This window comes from Streptomyces pratensis (genome assembly GCF_037137275.1).
Taxonomy (GTDB): Bacteria; Actinomycetota; Actinomycetes; order Streptomycetales; family Streptomycetaceae; genus Streptomyces; species Streptomyces pratensis_B.
Window position 1 is genome coordinate 257,162 of record NZ_JBBBEN010000102.1, and the last position, 15,304, is coordinate 272,465.

13 protein-coding genes are annotated in these 15,304 nt (G+C 72.6%); 4 read left to right on the top strand and 9 right to left on the bottom strand.

Annotated features, from left to right (window positions below; all coding sequences use genetic code 11):
• Positions 1-9: 9 nt before the first annotated feature.
• Positions 10-681 (bottom strand): endonuclease NucS, encoded by a 672-nt coding sequence (nucS, locus tag V9U70_RS28260; RefSeq protein ID WP_336679813.1) that lies wholly within the window; start codon positions 679-681, stop codon positions 10-12.
• Between the two features lie 271 nt (positions 682-952).
• On the opposite strand from nucS, the gene V9U70_RS28265 reads away from it, so the two are divergent.
• Positions 953-1,345, top strand: coding sequence for an SCO5389 family protein (locus V9U70_RS28265; RefSeq protein WP_111338219.1), 393 nt, complete (start codon positions 953-955; stop codon positions 1,343-1,345).
• A 98-nt stretch (positions 1,346-1,443) separates the two neighbouring features.
• Here the strand turns inward: V9U70_RS28265 and V9U70_RS28270 are convergent, their stop codons facing one another.
• Entirely contained in the window at positions 1,444-2,484 is a 1,041-nt protein-coding gene (locus tag V9U70_RS28270) for an LLM class flavin-dependent oxidoreductase (protein WP_336679818.1), read from the bottom strand.
• A 205-nt stretch (positions 2,485-2,689) separates the two neighbouring features.
• Between V9U70_RS28270 and V9U70_RS28275 the strand changes: the two genes are divergently transcribed.
• Positions 2,690-3,019: an ATP/GTP-binding protein gene (locus V9U70_RS28275; protein ID WP_336679820.1), complete on the top strand. Its 330-nt coding sequence runs from the start codon at positions 2,690-2,692 to the stop codon at positions 3,017-3,019.
• A 57-nt stretch (positions 3,020-3,076) separates the two neighbouring features.
• Here V9U70_RS28275 and V9U70_RS28280 read toward each other — a convergent pair whose 3' ends face one another.
• The 7 genes from V9U70_RS28280 to mce form a co-directional block, all read right to left on the bottom strand.
• Positions 3,077-3,928 (bottom strand): ABC-2 transporter permease, encoded by an 852-nt coding sequence (locus V9U70_RS28280; RefSeq protein ID WP_336679822.1) that lies wholly within the window; start codon positions 3,926-3,928, stop codon positions 3,077-3,079.
• Positions 3,925-5,118 (bottom strand): ABC transporter ATP-binding protein, encoded by a 1,194-nt coding sequence (locus tag V9U70_RS28285; protein WP_336679824.1) that lies wholly within the window; start codon positions 5,116-5,118, stop codon positions 3,925-3,927. The genes V9U70_RS28280 and V9U70_RS28285 overlap by 4 nt, the downstream gene beginning before the upstream one ends.
• A 194-nt stretch (positions 5,119-5,312) precedes the next feature.
• The gene (locus tag V9U70_RS28290) at positions 5,313-6,092 is read right to left on the bottom strand and encodes an ABC transporter permease (protein ID WP_336679826.1); all 780 of its coding nucleotides are present in this window, start codon (positions 6,090-6,092) and stop codon (positions 5,313-5,315) included.
• A gap of 5 nt (positions 6,093-6,097) precedes the next feature.
• Positions 6,098-7,102 carry an ABC transporter ATP-binding protein gene (locus V9U70_RS28295; protein ID WP_336679827.1) on the bottom strand — a complete coding sequence of 335 codons (1,005 nt, stop codon included), beginning with the start codon at positions 7,100-7,102 and terminating at the stop codon, positions 6,098-6,100.
• Between the two features lie 75 nt (positions 7,103-7,177).
• Positions 7,178-8,116, bottom strand: coding sequence for a coiled-coil domain-containing protein (locus V9U70_RS28300; RefSeq protein WP_336679828.1), 939 nt, complete (start codon positions 8,114-8,116; stop codon positions 7,178-7,180).
• A gap of 183 nt (positions 8,117-8,299) precedes the next feature.
• Entirely contained in the window at positions 8,300-12,160 is a 3,861-nt protein-coding gene (gene scy / locus V9U70_RS28305; protein WP_336679830.1) for a polarized growth protein Scy, read from the bottom strand.
• A 165-nt stretch (positions 12,161-12,325) separates the two neighbouring features.
• Positions 12,326-12,754, bottom strand: a complete 429-nt coding sequence (mce, locus tag V9U70_RS28310) for a methylmalonyl-CoA epimerase (RefSeq protein ID WP_336679832.1) — start codon at positions 12,752-12,754, stop codon at positions 12,326-12,328.
• 134 nt (positions 12,755-12,888) lie between these two features.
• Here mce and V9U70_RS28315 point away from each other — a divergent pair, with 134 nt between their 5' ends.
• Together V9U70_RS28315 and meaB are read left to right on the top strand one after the other, a co-directional pair.
• On the top strand, positions 12,889-14,094 hold the full coding sequence (locus V9U70_RS28315; protein WP_336679834.1) for an acetyl-CoA C-acetyltransferase: 1,206 nt from the start codon (positions 12,889-12,891) through the stop codon (positions 14,092-14,094).
• Positions 14,095-14,171: 77 nt separating this feature from the next.
• Positions 14,172-15,134 carry a methylmalonyl Co-A mutase-associated GTPase MeaB gene (gene meaB, locus V9U70_RS28320; RefSeq protein ID WP_336679836.1) on the top strand — a complete coding sequence of 321 codons (963 nt, stop codon included), beginning with the start codon at positions 14,172-14,174 and terminating at the stop codon, positions 15,132-15,134.
• The last annotated feature ends 170 nt before the right edge of the window (positions 15,135-15,304 follow it).

The window sequence follows — 15,304 nt, forward strand, 5'->3', positions numbered from 1 at the left end:
CGCCGCTGTTCAGAACAGCCGCAGCTTGTCGTCCTCGATCCCGCGCATCGCGTCGTAGTCCAGGACCACGCAGCCGATGCCGCGGTCGGTCGCCAGCACCCGGGCCTGCGGCTTGATCTCCTGCGCGGCGAAGACGCCACGGACCGGCGCGAGGTGCGGGTCGCGGTTCAGCAGCTCCAGATAGCGGGTCAGCTGCTCCACGCCGTCGATGTCGCCGCGCCGCTTCAGCTCCACGGCCACCGTCTGCCCGTCCGCGTCCCGGCACAGGATGTCCACCGGCCCGATCGCGGTCGGGTACTCCCGGCGGATGAGGGTGTGCCCGTCGCCGAGGATCTCGATCCGGTCGGCCAGCAGCTCCTGGAGGTGCGCCTCCACGCCGTCCTTGATGAGGCCCGGATCGACGCCCAGCTCGTACGACGAGTCATGGAGGACCTCCTCCATGGTGATGATCAGTTTTTCGCCCGCCTTGTTGACCACGGTCCAGACGTCCTGCTCACCGTCGACGCCCTCCTTCAGGGTGCACGGCGGGGACATCCAGTTGAGCGGTTTGTACGCCCGGTCGTCGGCGTGGATCGACACGCTGCCGTCCGCCTTCACCAGGATCAGACGGGGGGCGGAGGGCAGGTGGGCTGTGAGCCGGCCCGCGTAGTCCACGGAGCAACGGGCGATGACGAGACGCATGGTCGGCAACGCTACTCGACAACGGGGGGCGGACGCGATTTCCTCACCCGTGACCCCCTGTCACTCGCGGCTCACGACTCTCGGCCGAACGGGCTTGCCCCTCTTTGCGCCCCTTCGTTATTGGCCGGTTGTGTTCCCGAACTTCTGGTGCGGCTCCGACTGCGCGCTTACCGTGGATGCAGGAGGTCGCCGCCCGTGCACGCTGCGTCGTGGCCCTTCTTCCCTGCCCGTAAGGCCCCGGTCACTGTCCGGGGTCGCGAGAGGAGAACCCATGTCGCTCGACGTCTCACCGGCGCTGTTGGAACAGGCCGAGCGAGGCGAGGTCGACGAAGCCGACTTCGTCGACTGCGTCCGGACCTCCCTGCCCTACGCATGGGAGATGATCAGCTCGCTGGTGGCTCAGCTGAAGGTCGACGGTGGACAGTTCGCCGACAATCAGACGCCGCCGCCGGACGAGCAGGCACGTGGTCAGCTGCTGCGAGCGCTCGCGAGTGATGCGATTCGCGGCGCGCTGCAGCGGCACTTCGGAGTGCGCCTCGCATTCCAGAACTGCCACCGCGTCGCGGTGTTCCCCCTGGACGCCTCGGTCGACGACCGACTGGCCAAGTTCACTTCGGTGAGGGGCCAGTTGCTCAACCAGTCGCCCGAACTCCGGGACTGCTGAACGCTTCTGCTGCCGCCCCGGCGCCACGGGAGGTGCAACTGGCTCCGGGGCGGCAGCTCCCGCACCGCGGGCTCCCCGCGCGTGCCCGCGCCCGCGGGTCAGGCGAGCAGCGGCAGCACGTCCGCGCCCAGCCGCCGGACGTTCTCCTCGGTCGCCGCGAGATCGCCCGACCCCTCCACCAGAAGCGCGAAACGCGTGATGCCGGTCCGCTCGGAAGTGGCCGCGAGACGGTCGGCGGCCAGCCGCGGCGGGCCCACCGGGTGCATCGCGCACAGCAGCTCCGTGTACGCGACGGGGTCCCGCATCACGCGGCGCCGGTCGTCGACCGTCACATGGGCGTCCAGTCCCTGCCGCAGCCAGCCGGGCATGGTCTTCACCAGCGTCTCCAGCGCGTCCCCCGGGCTGTCCGCGAGCTGGGCCACCCCCGCGGACACGTGTGCGGCCCCCTCCACGGCTTCCGGCGGATGACCGGCCTCCCGTGCGGCCGCCCGCCACAGGGCGACCATCTCGGCCTTCTCCTCATCCCCGCAGTGCATGCCCAGCAGCATCGGGAGCCCCTGCCGGGCCGCGAGCCGCACGCTCTTCGGCGACGTGCAGGCGACGACGACCTCCGGCCCCGGGGACGGCGCCACCCCTCCTGCCGGCGGCTCGTCCGCCCGTGGCACCACCGCCACCTCGCGGAAGCCGAACCGCTCGCCGCGCCCCGCGACCCGCGGCTTGCGCAGCCAGTCGAGCAGCAGCCCCAGCGCCTCGGGGAAACCGTTCTCGTAGGCGTCGAGACCGCCGCCGAAGACCTCCAGGTCCACCCACGGCCCGCCCCGGCCCACGCCCAGCGAGAAGCGCCCGCCGCTGGTCAGATGCAGCAGGGCGGCCTGCTCGCCCAGGGCGACGGGGTGGTGGTTGGGCAGCACGCTGACCGCCGTGCCCACCCGAATCGTGCGGGTGCGGCCCAGCAGCAGCGCGGCCAGGGTGACGGCCGACGGACAGACCCCGTACGGCACGAAGTGGTGCTCGGCCAGCCAGACCGAGTCGAGCCCGGCCGCCTCCGCGGCCTCGGCGGACCGGACGGACCGGTGCAGTGCCTCGCCCGGTCCCTGTCCAGGGAACTGGGCTGCCAGAACGAACGTTCCGATGCGCATCGCCTATTGCCTCCTTGCGGCCGACGCGTTCTCCCCCCACCGGCAACAACGTCTGACACGTGCCAAAGGCACGGTCCAGGGTGAGGTTGTTGCGATTTTCCGCTAACCCTTCCCGCTGCCGGGCCGCCCCGGCCCGGCGGGCGCCCACGGGACAGCCTCTAGGCTGGAGCGCAGCCCCGCCCGATCCGCCCCAGTGAGGTGTCCCGTGTCCCCGCGCCGCAACCGCCCCCGTGGCGGCGAGACCCCCGACCACCGCCCCGGCACGGCGCCCGGACGGTACGGCGGGGGAGGGGCCACCGAGACCTGGCGCGGCGAGGAGTGGTCGGTGCGCCCGGTCAGCGGCGCGAGCGCCCAGGGCAAGCGGTACCGCTGCCCCGGCTGCGACCAGGAGATCCCCTCCGGCGTGCCGCACCTCGTCGCCTGGTCCGAGTTCGGCGGCATCGACGACCGCAGGCACTGGCACAAGGCCTGCTGGAACGCGAGGGACCGCCGCACCACACGGGTGCAGCGGTCCCGGAACGCGCCGCGCTACTGAACCGACGGCCGGGCGGCGCGCTCAGGGGGCGTCCGGCGGTTCAGGGCCGGAAGCCTCCTAGACGTCGCGTCGGTCCAGCGCCAGCCAGGCCCCGCCCAGCGCCACGGCGGCCAGACCCAGCATGAGACCCAGCGGCTCCCAGCCGGCCGGACCGCTCTCGGTCACCGTCGAGCCGTACAGCGCGCCGAGCTGGTTGGGGATCGAGTACTCGATCAGGAAGCGCTGGAGGTCGCGCAGGCTCTCGGCGAACATGAACAACGCGAGGACCAGCGGCAGCAGCACCAGAGCGATCATGGTCGTGATGGCGCCGGCCGAGTGCCGGACGATCGCCCCGAGCCCCAGGGACACCAGGCCCAGGGCCGCGACGTAGAGGCCGACCCCGGCGGTCGCTCGCACCCACACGCCGCCGGAGGCGGGGGCTCCGTCCAGGATCAGGGTCTGGAGCCCCGCGACGGCGGTGGCGGTAACCGTGGTGATCGCGAAGGACAGCAGGAAGAAGACGATCGCCTTGGCCGTGAGCACGCGGCCCCGGCTGGGGCAGGCCGTCAGCGTCGTGCGGACCATGCCGGTGCTGTACTCGGAGCCGATGGTCAGCACGCCGAGGGTGATCACACAGATCGAACCCAGCAGCACCCCGAAGAAGCCGAGGCCCACGACCGGCTCGCCGGCCAGGTCCGTGTCGGCGGCGGCGACCAGGAGCGCGGCCCCCACGCCGATCGTCAGCATCAGCACGATCATCACGCCGAGCGTCCAGATCGTGGAGCGTACGGAACGGATCTTCGTCCACTCCGCCGCGATCGCGTCCCCGAGCGTGGCGGGGCGGATGGGGATGGGCGACTCGTAGCGCACCACAGGGGCGCCGTCCGGCTCCCGCTGCTCGCGGGTCCGGGGGCCGGCGGGCGTCGTCATCGGGGGTCCTCGCTGGTCTGCTGTCCGCCCGGAGCGGCGGACGGAGGGGTCGGGGCCGGCACGGGACCGGAAGCGGCCGGAACGGGCGCCGAGGGTCCGGCGGCCGGGCCGGGGGCCGTGTGCGCGTCCCGTCCGGGCGGCGGCGGGGCGTACCAGCCCTCCTGAGGCGCCTCCACCGGCAGGGGCTGCCCGAGGCCGGGCTCCGCCCCGTAACCCCCCGCGACGTCCCCGTGGGGGCCCTGCGGCGCCTCCGCCAGGCCCGCCTTGGCGTCGTCCGTCGAGCGGTAGTCCACCACGCCCTGCGTCATCCGCATGTACGCCTCCTCCAGGGACGCCTGGTGCGGCGAGAGCTCCCAGAGCCGTACGCCGCATCCGTGGGCCAGGTCGCTGATCCTCGGCAGCGGCAGCCCGGTGACCCGCAGGGCCCCGCCCGGCTCCGACATCACCCGGCCGCCCGCCTCGATGAGGGAGGCCGTCAGCTTCTCGCGCTCCCCGGGGTCGTTCTCCGGGACCCGCACCCGGGCGAAGTCGGCGGAGTTCGCCGAGATGAAGTCCTTGACGCTCATGTCGGAGAGCAGCCGGCCGCGTCCGATCACGATCAGGTGGTCGGCGGTCAGCGCCATCTCGCTCATCAGGTGGCTGGAGACGAAGACCGTCCGCCCCTCTGCGGCCAGCATCTTCATCAGGTTGCGGACCCAGTGGATGCCCTCCGGGTCCAGGCCGTTGACCGGCTCGTCGAACAGCAGCACCTGCGGGTCGCCGAGCAGCGCCGCCGCGATCCCGAGCCGCTGCCCCATCCCGAGGGAGAAGCCGCTGGAGCGCCTCCGGGCGACGTCCTGGAGCCCCACGACGCCCAGCACCTCGTCGACCCGTGCCGCCGGGATGCCGGCGAGCTGGGCCAGGGACAGCAGGTGGTTACGGGCGGTGCGCCCGCCGTGCACGGCCTTGGCGTCCAGCAGCGCGCCCACCTGACGCGGCGCGTTGGGCAGACTGCGGTAGGGGTGGCCGCCGATCGTCACGTGGCCCGCGGTGGGCCGGTCCAGGCCGAGGATCATGCGCATGGTCGTCGACTTGCCCGACCCGTTGGGGCCGAGGAACCCGGTGACCGACCCCGGCCGCACCTGGAAGGAAAGGTCGTCCACGGCCGTCTTCGCGCCGTAGCGCTTGGTCAGGCCGACTGCCTCGATCATTCTCCAGCCCCATCGACTCACTCCGTGCCGTCGGGGCTCGGGCCGCCCGGCCGCGCACCCCCGTAAGAGTTAGGAGGATAACCACGCCATGACGGTTCCGGCCAAGTCCGGGACAGCCTGCGAGCGGCTGGTCACCGGACCGGCCGGAATGCGGCCGCCCTGCCCGGCGGGGCGTCACCCGCCGGGCAGGCGCCTCACGCGTCCCGCTTCTTCAGGACCAGGAAGCCGCCGAGCAGCGCCGCCAGCACCCAGAGCACCATGATCCCGAGCCCGGCCCAGGGCCCGTACGGCGCGGGGTCGGTGTTCATCGCGTCCGGGACCACCTGCATGATCTTCGACCCGGCCTGGTCGGGGAAGTAGCGGGCGACGTTCTTGGCCCCCGGCACCGACGCCAGGATCTGCGAGACCAGGAAGAAGAAGGGCATCAGGATGCCGAGCGACAGCATCGAGCTGCGCAGCATCGCCGCCACCCCCATGGAGAAGACCGCGATCAGCCCCATGTAGAGCCCGCCGCCGACGACCGCGCGCAGCACGTTGTCCGCGCCGAGGCCGGTGCCGTGATCGCCCAGCAGGGCCTGTCCGAGGAAGAACGAGACGAAGCTGGTGAGCAGACCGACGACGAGCGCCAGCGCCCCGGCCACCGTGATCTTGCTGAAGAGGAGCGTCCCGCGCTGCGGCACGGCCGCCAGCGAGGTGCGGATCATGCCGGAGCTGTACTCCGTGCCGACCACGAGCACGCCGAACACGACCATCGCGAGCTGGCCGAGGACCATTCCGGAGAAGCTGACGAAGGTCGGGTCGAACGTGGCGCGCTCGGTCTCGGAGAGGTCGTCGAACTGGGCGCTCAGCAGGGCGCTCAGCGCCGCGCCCATCGCGACCGTGACGAGGAACGCGCAGACGAGGGTCCAGGTGGTCGAGGAGACCGACCGGATCTTGGTCCACTCGGAGGTCAGAACCGCGGGTACCGATGCCATCGTCGTCACGCCCTCTTGCCGTCGGTGCCGTCGCCGCTGCCGCCCGGCTGATTCCAGCCCTCGCCCCAGCCCGCCCCCACGGGCGGCGGCTGTGCACCGTCCCGCTCGGAATGGGCGTGGTACTCCACGGAGCCGGCGGTCATCTGCATGAACGCCTCCTCCAGGGAGGCACGTTGGGAACTCAGCTCGTGCAGCACGAGCCGGTGCCGGGCCGCCAGCTCGCCGAGCTGCTCGGTGGTGGCCCCGTCGATCTCCAGCGTGCCCCCCGCCGCCTCGACGGCGGTGAAGCCCTCTTGGTGCAGCACGTCGAGCAGCTGCTCCCGCTGCGGGGAGCGCAGCCGCACATAGCTGCGGGAGTTCTCCTGAATGAAGTCCGCCATCGAGGTGTCGGCGAGCAGCTTCCCCTGGCCGATCACGATCAGGTGGTCCGCGGTCAGCGCCATCTCGCTCATCAGATGGGACGAGACGAAGATCGTCCGGCCCTCGGCGGCGAGTGCCTTCATGAGGTTGCGAATCCAGTGGATGCCCTCGGGGTCCAGGCCGTTGACGGGTTCGTCGAACATCAGGATCTCGGGATCGCCCAGCAGCGCGGAGGCGATGCCCAGCCGCTGGCCCATGCCGAGGGAGAAGCCCTTGGACTTCTTCTTCGCCACCGCGCTCAGACCGACCATGTCGAGCACCTCGTCGACCCGGCCGCGCGGGATGCGGTTGCTCTGCGCCAGACACAGCAGGTTGTTGTACGCGCTGCGGCCGCCGTGCATCGACTTGGCGTCGAGGAGCGCCCCGATGTACTTCAGCGGCTCCTGGAGGTCGCGGTAGTGCTTGCCGTCGATGCGCACCGTGCCGCTCGTGGGACTGTCGAGATCGAGCATCATCCGCATCGTGGTGGACTTGCCCGCGCCGTTGGGGCCCAGGAAGCCCGTCACGATGCCTGGTCTGACCTGACACGACAGATGATCGACGGCGACCTTGCTGCCGAAACGTTTGGTGAGTCCCTCGAGCTCGATCATGCGTTCACGCTAGATCGCGCGAGCGCCCGGCGCCACCACAAAAGCGGAACCGGGCGCACACGGGGTGCCGCGGGGTCAGCGGGTCTGCTGGGCCGGGACACCGCGGGGAGCGGGCTCCTCCTCCGCCGGCGAACCGGCGGCGGCCACGGCGGCGCCGGTCAGCGTCGCCAGCATCTCGCGGACGTTGGTCAGCTGCGCGTTGATCGAGTCACGGCGGTTGGTGAGCGCCGCGAGCTCGCGCTCCGATTCGCTGCGGATGCGATCGGCCTTGGCGTTGGCGTCGGCCACGATGTCCTCGGCCTGGCGCTGGGCGGTCTCCACCGTCTGGCGGGCCCGGCGCTCGGCGTCCGTGCGGAGCTTCTCGGCCTCCAGGCGGAGCTGCTCGGCGCGGTGCTCGATCTCGGCGAGACGCTTCTCGGCCTTGGCCTGACGGGAGGCGAGGTCGCGCTCCGACTGCTCGCGGCGCTTGGCGAGGTTCGTCTCGAAGTCGGCCGCTGCCTGGGCGGCCTTGGCGCGGGTCTCCTCGAAGAGTGCGTCGGCCTCCTCGCGCTTCTGCTGGGCGTCCTTCTGCGCGTCGGTGCGCAGCGTGGTCGCCTCGCCCTTCGCCTTCTCGACGATGCGGACGCCCTCGTCCTCGGCCTTCGCCTTGCGCTCCGCGGCGAACGACTCGGCGTCGTTGCGCACCTGCTGGGCGGCCGACTCGGCGAGCTCGCGGTGCTGCTCGGCCGCTCGACGAGCCTCCTCACGCAGGTCCTTCGCCTCCTCCTCTGCGAGGCGGAGAATCTTCTCGACACGGGCCCCGAGACCGGCGTACGACGGCTCGGCGTCGTTGACCTGGGCCTGGGCGTTCTGCGTTTCGAGGTGCAGCTCCTCGATGCGCTTTTCCAGAGAGGTGATGCGGGCCAGAGCACTGTCACGGTCGGCTACGAGCTTGGCGATGCGGTCGTCCACCTGACCGCGGTCGTAACCACGTCGCACGTGCTCGAAGCCGTAGGGGGAGGAAGGGTCACTCATGGGGTTCCTGTCGAATGAGACCGGTGAGGTGATAGGGGAATCCTAGGGGCCATGGCGGCGTGTCAGCGTGCAGATGCCACTTTGATCTGGAGAATGACACCCCTTTTGAGTGGCTGACCCCCCGGAGTGCTTGCCACTCGTAGGCTTGAATGTTCATGGCGAAGCGCGTCCCCCGTACGACGGCTATCTCTCGGCGGACTTGCCCCCCGACCGAGTGCCCGCCGCCGCCGGGGCCTTGGCGCCTCCGGCACCGCTGCCCGACGGCTTCCCGCCTCCGGTCGGGGCCTCGAAGGACTCCAGCGCTTCGAGCACGTCCTGGACCCGCGAGATCTCGCTGTTGATGTCCTCGCGCCTGCGCACCAGGACTTCGAGCTCGCGCCGCCCCTCCTCGACCGTCTTCTGGGCCTCCGCCTCGGCGTCGGCGCGCAGCTTCTCCGCCTCGCGGACCAGTCCGGCCTTCTTGGCCTCGGCCTCCTTCAGCAGCGACTCGGCCCGCTTCACCGCGGCGATCCGGACCTTGCTCGCCTCCGCGTTGGCGTCCGCCAGCAGCTGCTTGGCCTTCGCCTCCGCCTCGTCGCGCTGCTCTGTCGCCGCCTTCATCAGGTTGTCGACGCGCTCGCCCGCCGTCTTCATCTGCTCGGACGTCTCCCGGCGGGCCCGCTCGTGGAGCTCCTCGATCTCGCTCTCCAGCCGGGCCCGCAGCTCCTCGGACCGCTCCCGGATCGCGGTCGCGTCGCGCCGGGCGCCGACCAGCAGCTCGTCGGCGTCGGTGCGGGCGCGCTCCACCAGGGTGTTGCCCTCGACCGTCGCCTCCGAGGTGATGCGCACCGCCTCCTCGCGGGCCGCGCCGACCATCGTGTCGGCCTGCTCCTCGGCCTCTGTGGCCGTGCGGAGCGCCTCTTCCCGCGCCTTGCCGATGAGCTGGTCCGCCTGCTCGGCCGCGTCCGCCCGGCGCTTCGCCGCCGCCTCGCGCGCCTCGTCCAGCAGCCGGTCCGCCTCCTGACGGGCCTGGGCGCGCAGCTCCTCGGCCGCCGACTCCGCTTCCGCGTGGAGCCGTTCGGCCTCCTCCCGGACGCGGGCGGCGTGCTCCTCTGCGGAACCGAGCCGCTCGGCGGCCTCCGTGCGCAGCCGCTCGGACTCTGCGGTCGCCTCGGCCAGCATCCGGTCCGCCCGCTCGGTGGACTCGGCGCGGCGGCGGTTGGCCTCCGTGGTCGCCTCGACGACGAGCTGCTCGGAAGCCTGGGCCGCCTCGGTACGGACCCGCTCGCCCTCGGTCGTCGCCTCCCCGATGAGCCGGTCCGCCTGCGCCGCCGCCTCCGAACGGATGCGGTTGGCGTCCTGACGGGCCTCGGCACGCGCCTTAGACGCGTCCTGTTCCGCCGAAGCGAGGGCGTCGGACGCCTCCGTGCGCATCCGCTGGCTGTACTCGGCCGTGTCCGCGCGCAGCCGCTCCGACTCGCTGATCGCCTCGGTGACCGTGCGCTCGGCGAGCGCCTTGGCGGCCTCGGCCTCCGCCGTGGCCTCCTGCCGGATGCGGGTCGCGTCCTGACCGGCTCTCTCCCGCTCGGCGTGGGCGTCGCCGCGGACCCGGTCCGCCTCCTCCTGCGCCTCGCCGCGCATGCGCTCCGCGGCGTGCTCGGCGGTCGAGCGCAGCCCGGCGATCTCCTCCTCGGCCTGCTCCTGGAGGCCGGCGACGGAGTCCCGTACCTGCTGGGCGGTCTGCTCGGCGGCCGAGACCAGCTCGGTGGCCCGCGTCTCCGCCTCCTCGACCAGACGCTGGGCCTCGGCCTGCGCCTCCTCGACCCGCTTGCGGGCGGAGGCGAGCAGCTCCTCGCTCTGCTCGGCGGCCCGCTCGCGCTCCTGCTCCGCCTCGGTCCGGGCCGCGCCGAGGATCTCCTCGGCCTCCCGGCGGCGACGGGACGCCTCCTCCCGGGCGGCGTCCAGCGCCTCCGCGGCCTCGTTCCCGACCCGCTCCGCGGCGGCCGCCGCCTCCGCGCGCAGCCGGTCGGCGCTCTCCTGCGCCTCGGACTTGAGGCGCTCCGCCTCCGCGGCCGCCTCGCCGCGCAACCGCACGGCGACGTTCTCGCCCTCGGCACGGGCCCGGGCGGCGTCGGCGGCGGCCTCGTCGCGCAGCCGCTCGGCCTCCGTCTCGGTCTGCTCCGTGAGGGCGCGCAGCCGCTCGGCGGCCTCCGCGCGCCGGCGCTCGTTCTCCTCTTCCGTCTCACGGCGGACCCGCTCGGCCTCGGTCCTGGCCTCGCCCAGCGCCTCCTCCGCGGCGGCGAGCCTGGTCTCGGCCTCCGTGTGCAGCCGGGACAGTTCCTCCGCGGCCTCGGCCTGCCGGGCGGCGAGCGCGCGCTCGGTCTCCTCGCGCAGCTCGGCCGCGGCCCGCTCGGCCTCGGCCGTGGTCGCCGCCGCCTGCTCCTCGGCCTCGGCCCGCAGCTTCTCGGTCTCGGTCCGGGTACGCTCCAGCGTCTCCTCTGCCTGCTTGCGCAGGGCGGCGGCGCGCTCGGCGGCCTCGGCGCGGACACGCTCGCTCTCCCCGGTCGCCGAGGTGCGCAGCTCGTCCGCGTCGGAGCGGGCCTCGGTCAGCAGCTCCTCGGCCTTGCGGGCGCCCTCCTCCAGCTGCTGGACCGCCTCGCGGCGGGCCTCGCCCCGGATGCGCTCGCCCTCGGCGACCGCCTCGGAGCGCAACTGCTCGGCCTCGCCGCGCAGTCGGCGGGCCTCCTCCTGGAGCTCGACCGTCTTGGCCCGGTACTCCTTGGTGTCGTCCTTGGCCGCGCCCTTGAGCTGGTCGGCCTGCTCGGCGGCCTCACCGCGCAGCCGGTCCGCCTCTGCCTGGGCCTCGCGGCGAATCCGCTCGGCCTCCTCACTCGCCGCCTTCGTCGTGGAGGCGGCGTCCTGGGAGGCCTGGGTCAGCACCTCCTCGGCGCTGCGGGCCGCCTTGGCGAGCTGGGCCGCGGCGTCCTCCGCGGCCGCCGTACGGGCCTTCTCCGCCGCCTCGGCAACCAGCCGCTCCGCCTCGGCGCGGGCGTCGACGAGGGCCTGCTCGGCCTCTTCCTTCAGGGACTCCGCGCCCTTGGTCGCCTCGGCCACCAGCCGGGCGATCTCCGACCTGGCCGTGCGGGTGCGCTGCTCGTTCTGCGACTCGGCGGCGGCCACCTGCTTGGCGGCCGCGTCCTTCGCCTCTGTGAGGACCTTCTCGGCCTCCAGCCGGGACTCGCGCAGCCGGGTCTCCGCCTCCGCGAGGCGCTGCTCGGCGGACCGGTTCAGCTCGGCCGTCTGCTGGCGGGTCCGGTCGGTCTCCGCGGTCGTGCTGGAGCGCAACCGCTCCGCGTGGGCCGTGGCCTCCTGAGCCTGCGCGGAGGCGGCCCCCAGGAGCCGTTCGGCGTCCTTGCGGGCGCGCAGCAGGATCGCTTCGGCTTCCGACCTGGCCGCCTCGGCCTCCGAGCCGACCCGCCGGCGGGTCTCCTCCGCCAGCCGGGCGGCCTCGTTGCGGGCGGCGGTCAGCGCATGCTCCGCCTCTGCCCGGGACTCCTCCAGGAGCCGGCGGGCCTGCGCCTCGGTACGGGCCCGCAACTGCTCGGCCCAGGCGACGTTCTCGTTGACGTGCGACTCGACCGTCTGACGGCGTTCCGCCAGCTCCTGGTCGAGCCGCTGCCTGCGCTGGACGGCCTCGGTGTGCAACTCGGCCTGAAGACGCGCCTGGTGCTCGGCGTGCTCCTGCAGAATCCGCTGCGTCTGGGCACGGGCCTCGCGCAGTTCGCGCTCCGCGTCGCCCCGCATCTGCTCGGCCTGGGCCTGCGCGTTCCGCAACATCTGCTCGGCCTGGTAGCCGATGTCCGCACTGTCGTAGGCGGGACGGGTCGCGAGATTGCGCCGGGCCTCGTGCAGCTTGGCGCGCAAGACCTCGACCTGGTAACCGAGGTCCTCGGCGTGCTGGACGGCCTTCTCCCGGTCGGTCTTCAGCCGGTCCATCTCGGCTTCGAACCGCGAGAGATGGTCATCTTCAGCTCGGTGGCTCTCCTGGCGTTCGTAGCCCCGCACTGCGCGGTCCCATCCGTCCCCTGGTCGCAACTCTCCACACGAGTACCGCTCACCGACGAGCGGTCCCCCGGGGAATGGTGACAGACAAACGACGAGGACGCGGTACGGCCCCGACCCGGCCCCGGCCCGGAACCGCCCACTCTACCGGCCCCGGTATGCGCCAGGTCAGTGCTCCGCCCGGGACGTGACCAGTTCGGTGAGGACGCCGTGGCAGTCCTTGGGGTGCAGGAACGTGATCCGGGACCCCATGGACCCCGTCCGGGGCTCGTCGTACAGCACCCGTACGCCCTTCTCGCGGATGTCCGCGGCGTCCCCGTCCACGTCCGCGGTGCCGAAGGCGATGTGGTGCACGCCCTCTCCGTGCTTCGCCAGCCACTTGCCCACGGCCGAGTCCTCGCGGGTCGGCTCCAGCAGCTGGAGGTAGGAGGCCCCGCCGTCCGAGGTGTCGTTGATCTTGAGCATGGCCTCCCGGACGCCCTGCTCCTCGTTGGTCTCGGTGTGGAACACCTCGAACCCGTACGTGGCACGGTAGAAGTCGACCGTCCTGTCCAAGTCGAAACAGGCGATCCCGATGTGGTCGATGCGCGTCAGCATGGATTCAGTGGACCGCTCCCGCCCTGGTTACGCAACGTGCGCGCGATCACACCGGCTGCCGGATGACGGGCGCGGGAGCGCTCAGTACATTCAGGTAAACCCTCGTTCACATCCGATCCCAAGGGGCCGTGCCCATGCCAGCAACGACCGGTACCACCACCTCAGTGATCGTCGCGGGCGCCCGGACGCCCATGGGCCGTCTCCTCGGCTCGCTGAAGAGCTTCTCCGCCGCCGACCTCGGCGGCGTCGCGATCAAGGCCGCCCTGGACCGGGCCGGCATCGGCGGCGACCAGGTCCAGTACGTGATCATGGGCCAGGTGCTCCAGGCCGGCGCCGGCCAGATCCCCGCCCGGCAGGCCGCGGTGAAGGCCGGCATCCCGATGAACGTGCCCGCGCTCACCGTCAACAAGGTGTGCCTGTCCGGGCTCGACGCCATCGCCCTGGCCGACCAGCTCATCCGTGCCGGCGAGTTCGACGTCGTGGTCGCCGGCGGCCAGGAGTCCATGACCAACGCCCCGCACCTGCTGCCCAAGTCCCGGGAGGGCTACAAGTACGGCGCGATCGAGATGCTGGACTCGATGGCCCACGACGGTCTCACCGACGCCTACGAGGACATCCCCATGGGAGAGTCCACCGAGAAGCACAACGGCCGTCTCGGGCTGGACCGCGCCGCCCAGGACGAGATCGGCGCCCAGTCCCACCAGCGGGCCGCCGCCGCCCAGAAGAACGGCGTCTTCGAGGCGGAGATCACCCCGGTCGAGATCCCGCAGCGCAAGGGCGACGCCGTCCTGTTCGCCAAGGACGAGGGCATCCGCCCAGAGACGACCGTGGAGTCCCTCGGCAAGCTGCGCCCCGCCTTCGCCAAGGACGGCACCATCACCGCGGGAACCGCCTCGCAGATCTCCGACGGCGCCGCGGCGGTCGTCGTCATGAGCAAGGCCAAGGCCCAGGAGCTGGGCCTTGACTGGATCGCCGAGATCGGCGCCCACGGAAACGTCGCGGGCCCCGACAACTCCCTCCAGTCGCAGCCCTCGAACGCCATCCGGCACGCCCTGAAGAAGGAGGGCCTGACCGTCGGGGACCTCGACCTGATCGAGATCAACGAGGCGTTCGCCGCCGTCGCCGTCCAGTCCATGAAGGACCTCGGCGTCACCTCCGACAAGGTCAACGTCAACGGCGGCGCGATCGCGCTGGGCCACCCGATCGGTATGTCCGGCGCCCGGCTCGTCCTCCACCTGGCCCTGGAGCTGAAGCGGCGCGGCGGCGGCACCGGAGCGGCGGCGCTGTGCGGCGGCGGCGGTCAGGGCGACGCGTTGATCCTCCGCGTTCCGGGCAAGTAGACCCGTACGCGCGGTGGGCCCGCGGGCGGACGCCCGNGCGGGCCCGACTCCAGGCACGAGGCAAGGCGAACGGAGCGGTGAACGTGGACGTCCCCACGCTGGTCGAGCAGGCGCGAGCAGGCAGGCCGCGCGCGGTGGCCCGGCTGATCTCGCTGGTGGAGGGGGCCTCCCCGCAACTGCGCGAGGTGATGGCCGCGCTGGCGCCGCTGGCCGGTCACGCGTACGTCGTCGGCCTGACCGGCTCGCCCGGCGTCGGCAAGTCCACCTCCACCTCGGCGCTGGTCGCCGCCTACCGCCGGGCGGGCAAGCGGGTCGGCGTCCTCGCCGTCGACCCGTCCTCGCCGTTCTCCGGCGGGGCGCTGCTCGGCGACCGGGTCCGGATGTCCGACCACGCCTCCGACCCGGGCGTCTACATCCGCTCCATGGCCACCCGGGGTCACCTCGGCGGCCTCGCCTGGTCCGCGCCGCAGGCGATCCGGGTGCTGGACGCGGCGGGCTGCGACGTGATCCTCGTCGAGACGGTCGGGGTCGGCCAGTCGGAGGTGGAGATCGCCTCCCAGGCCGACACCTCCGTGGTGCTGCTCGCGCCGGGCATGGGCGACGGCATCCAGGCGGCCAAGGCCGGAATCCTGGAGATCGGTGACGTGTACGTGGTCAACAAGGCCGACCGGGACGGCGCGGACGCCACCGCCCGCGAGCTGAACCACATGCTGGGCCTGGGGGAGGCCCGGGGCCCCGGCGACTGGCGGCCGCCGATCGTGAAGACGGTCGCCGCGCGGGCCGAGGGCGTCGACGAGGTCGTCGAGGCCCTGGAGAAGCACCGGGCGTGGATGGAGGAGCACGGCGTCCTGGCCGAGCGCCGCACCGCCCGCGCGGCCCACGAGGTCGAGGCGATCGCCGTCACCGCGCTGCGCGAGAAGATCGCCGACCTGCGCGGCGACCGCCGTCTGCACGCCCTGGCCGAGCGCATCGTGGCGGGGGGCCTGGACCCGTACGCGGCGGCGGACGAGCTGGTGGCGGGGCTGACAGGGAGCGCCTGAGCAGGCGAGGAAGCCGTTGCCGAAGGCCTTCGGGGCGCGGCTTGATCGCGATGGTCGTCCGGCCGGGCTGGGCCGCGGGTGCGCCGGTGGTGTGACCAGGGGGTTCGTCACCGGTTCACGATGGGCGTGAACACGTTTTCGGGTGGGGAACACCGCGGGTGAACCCTCCG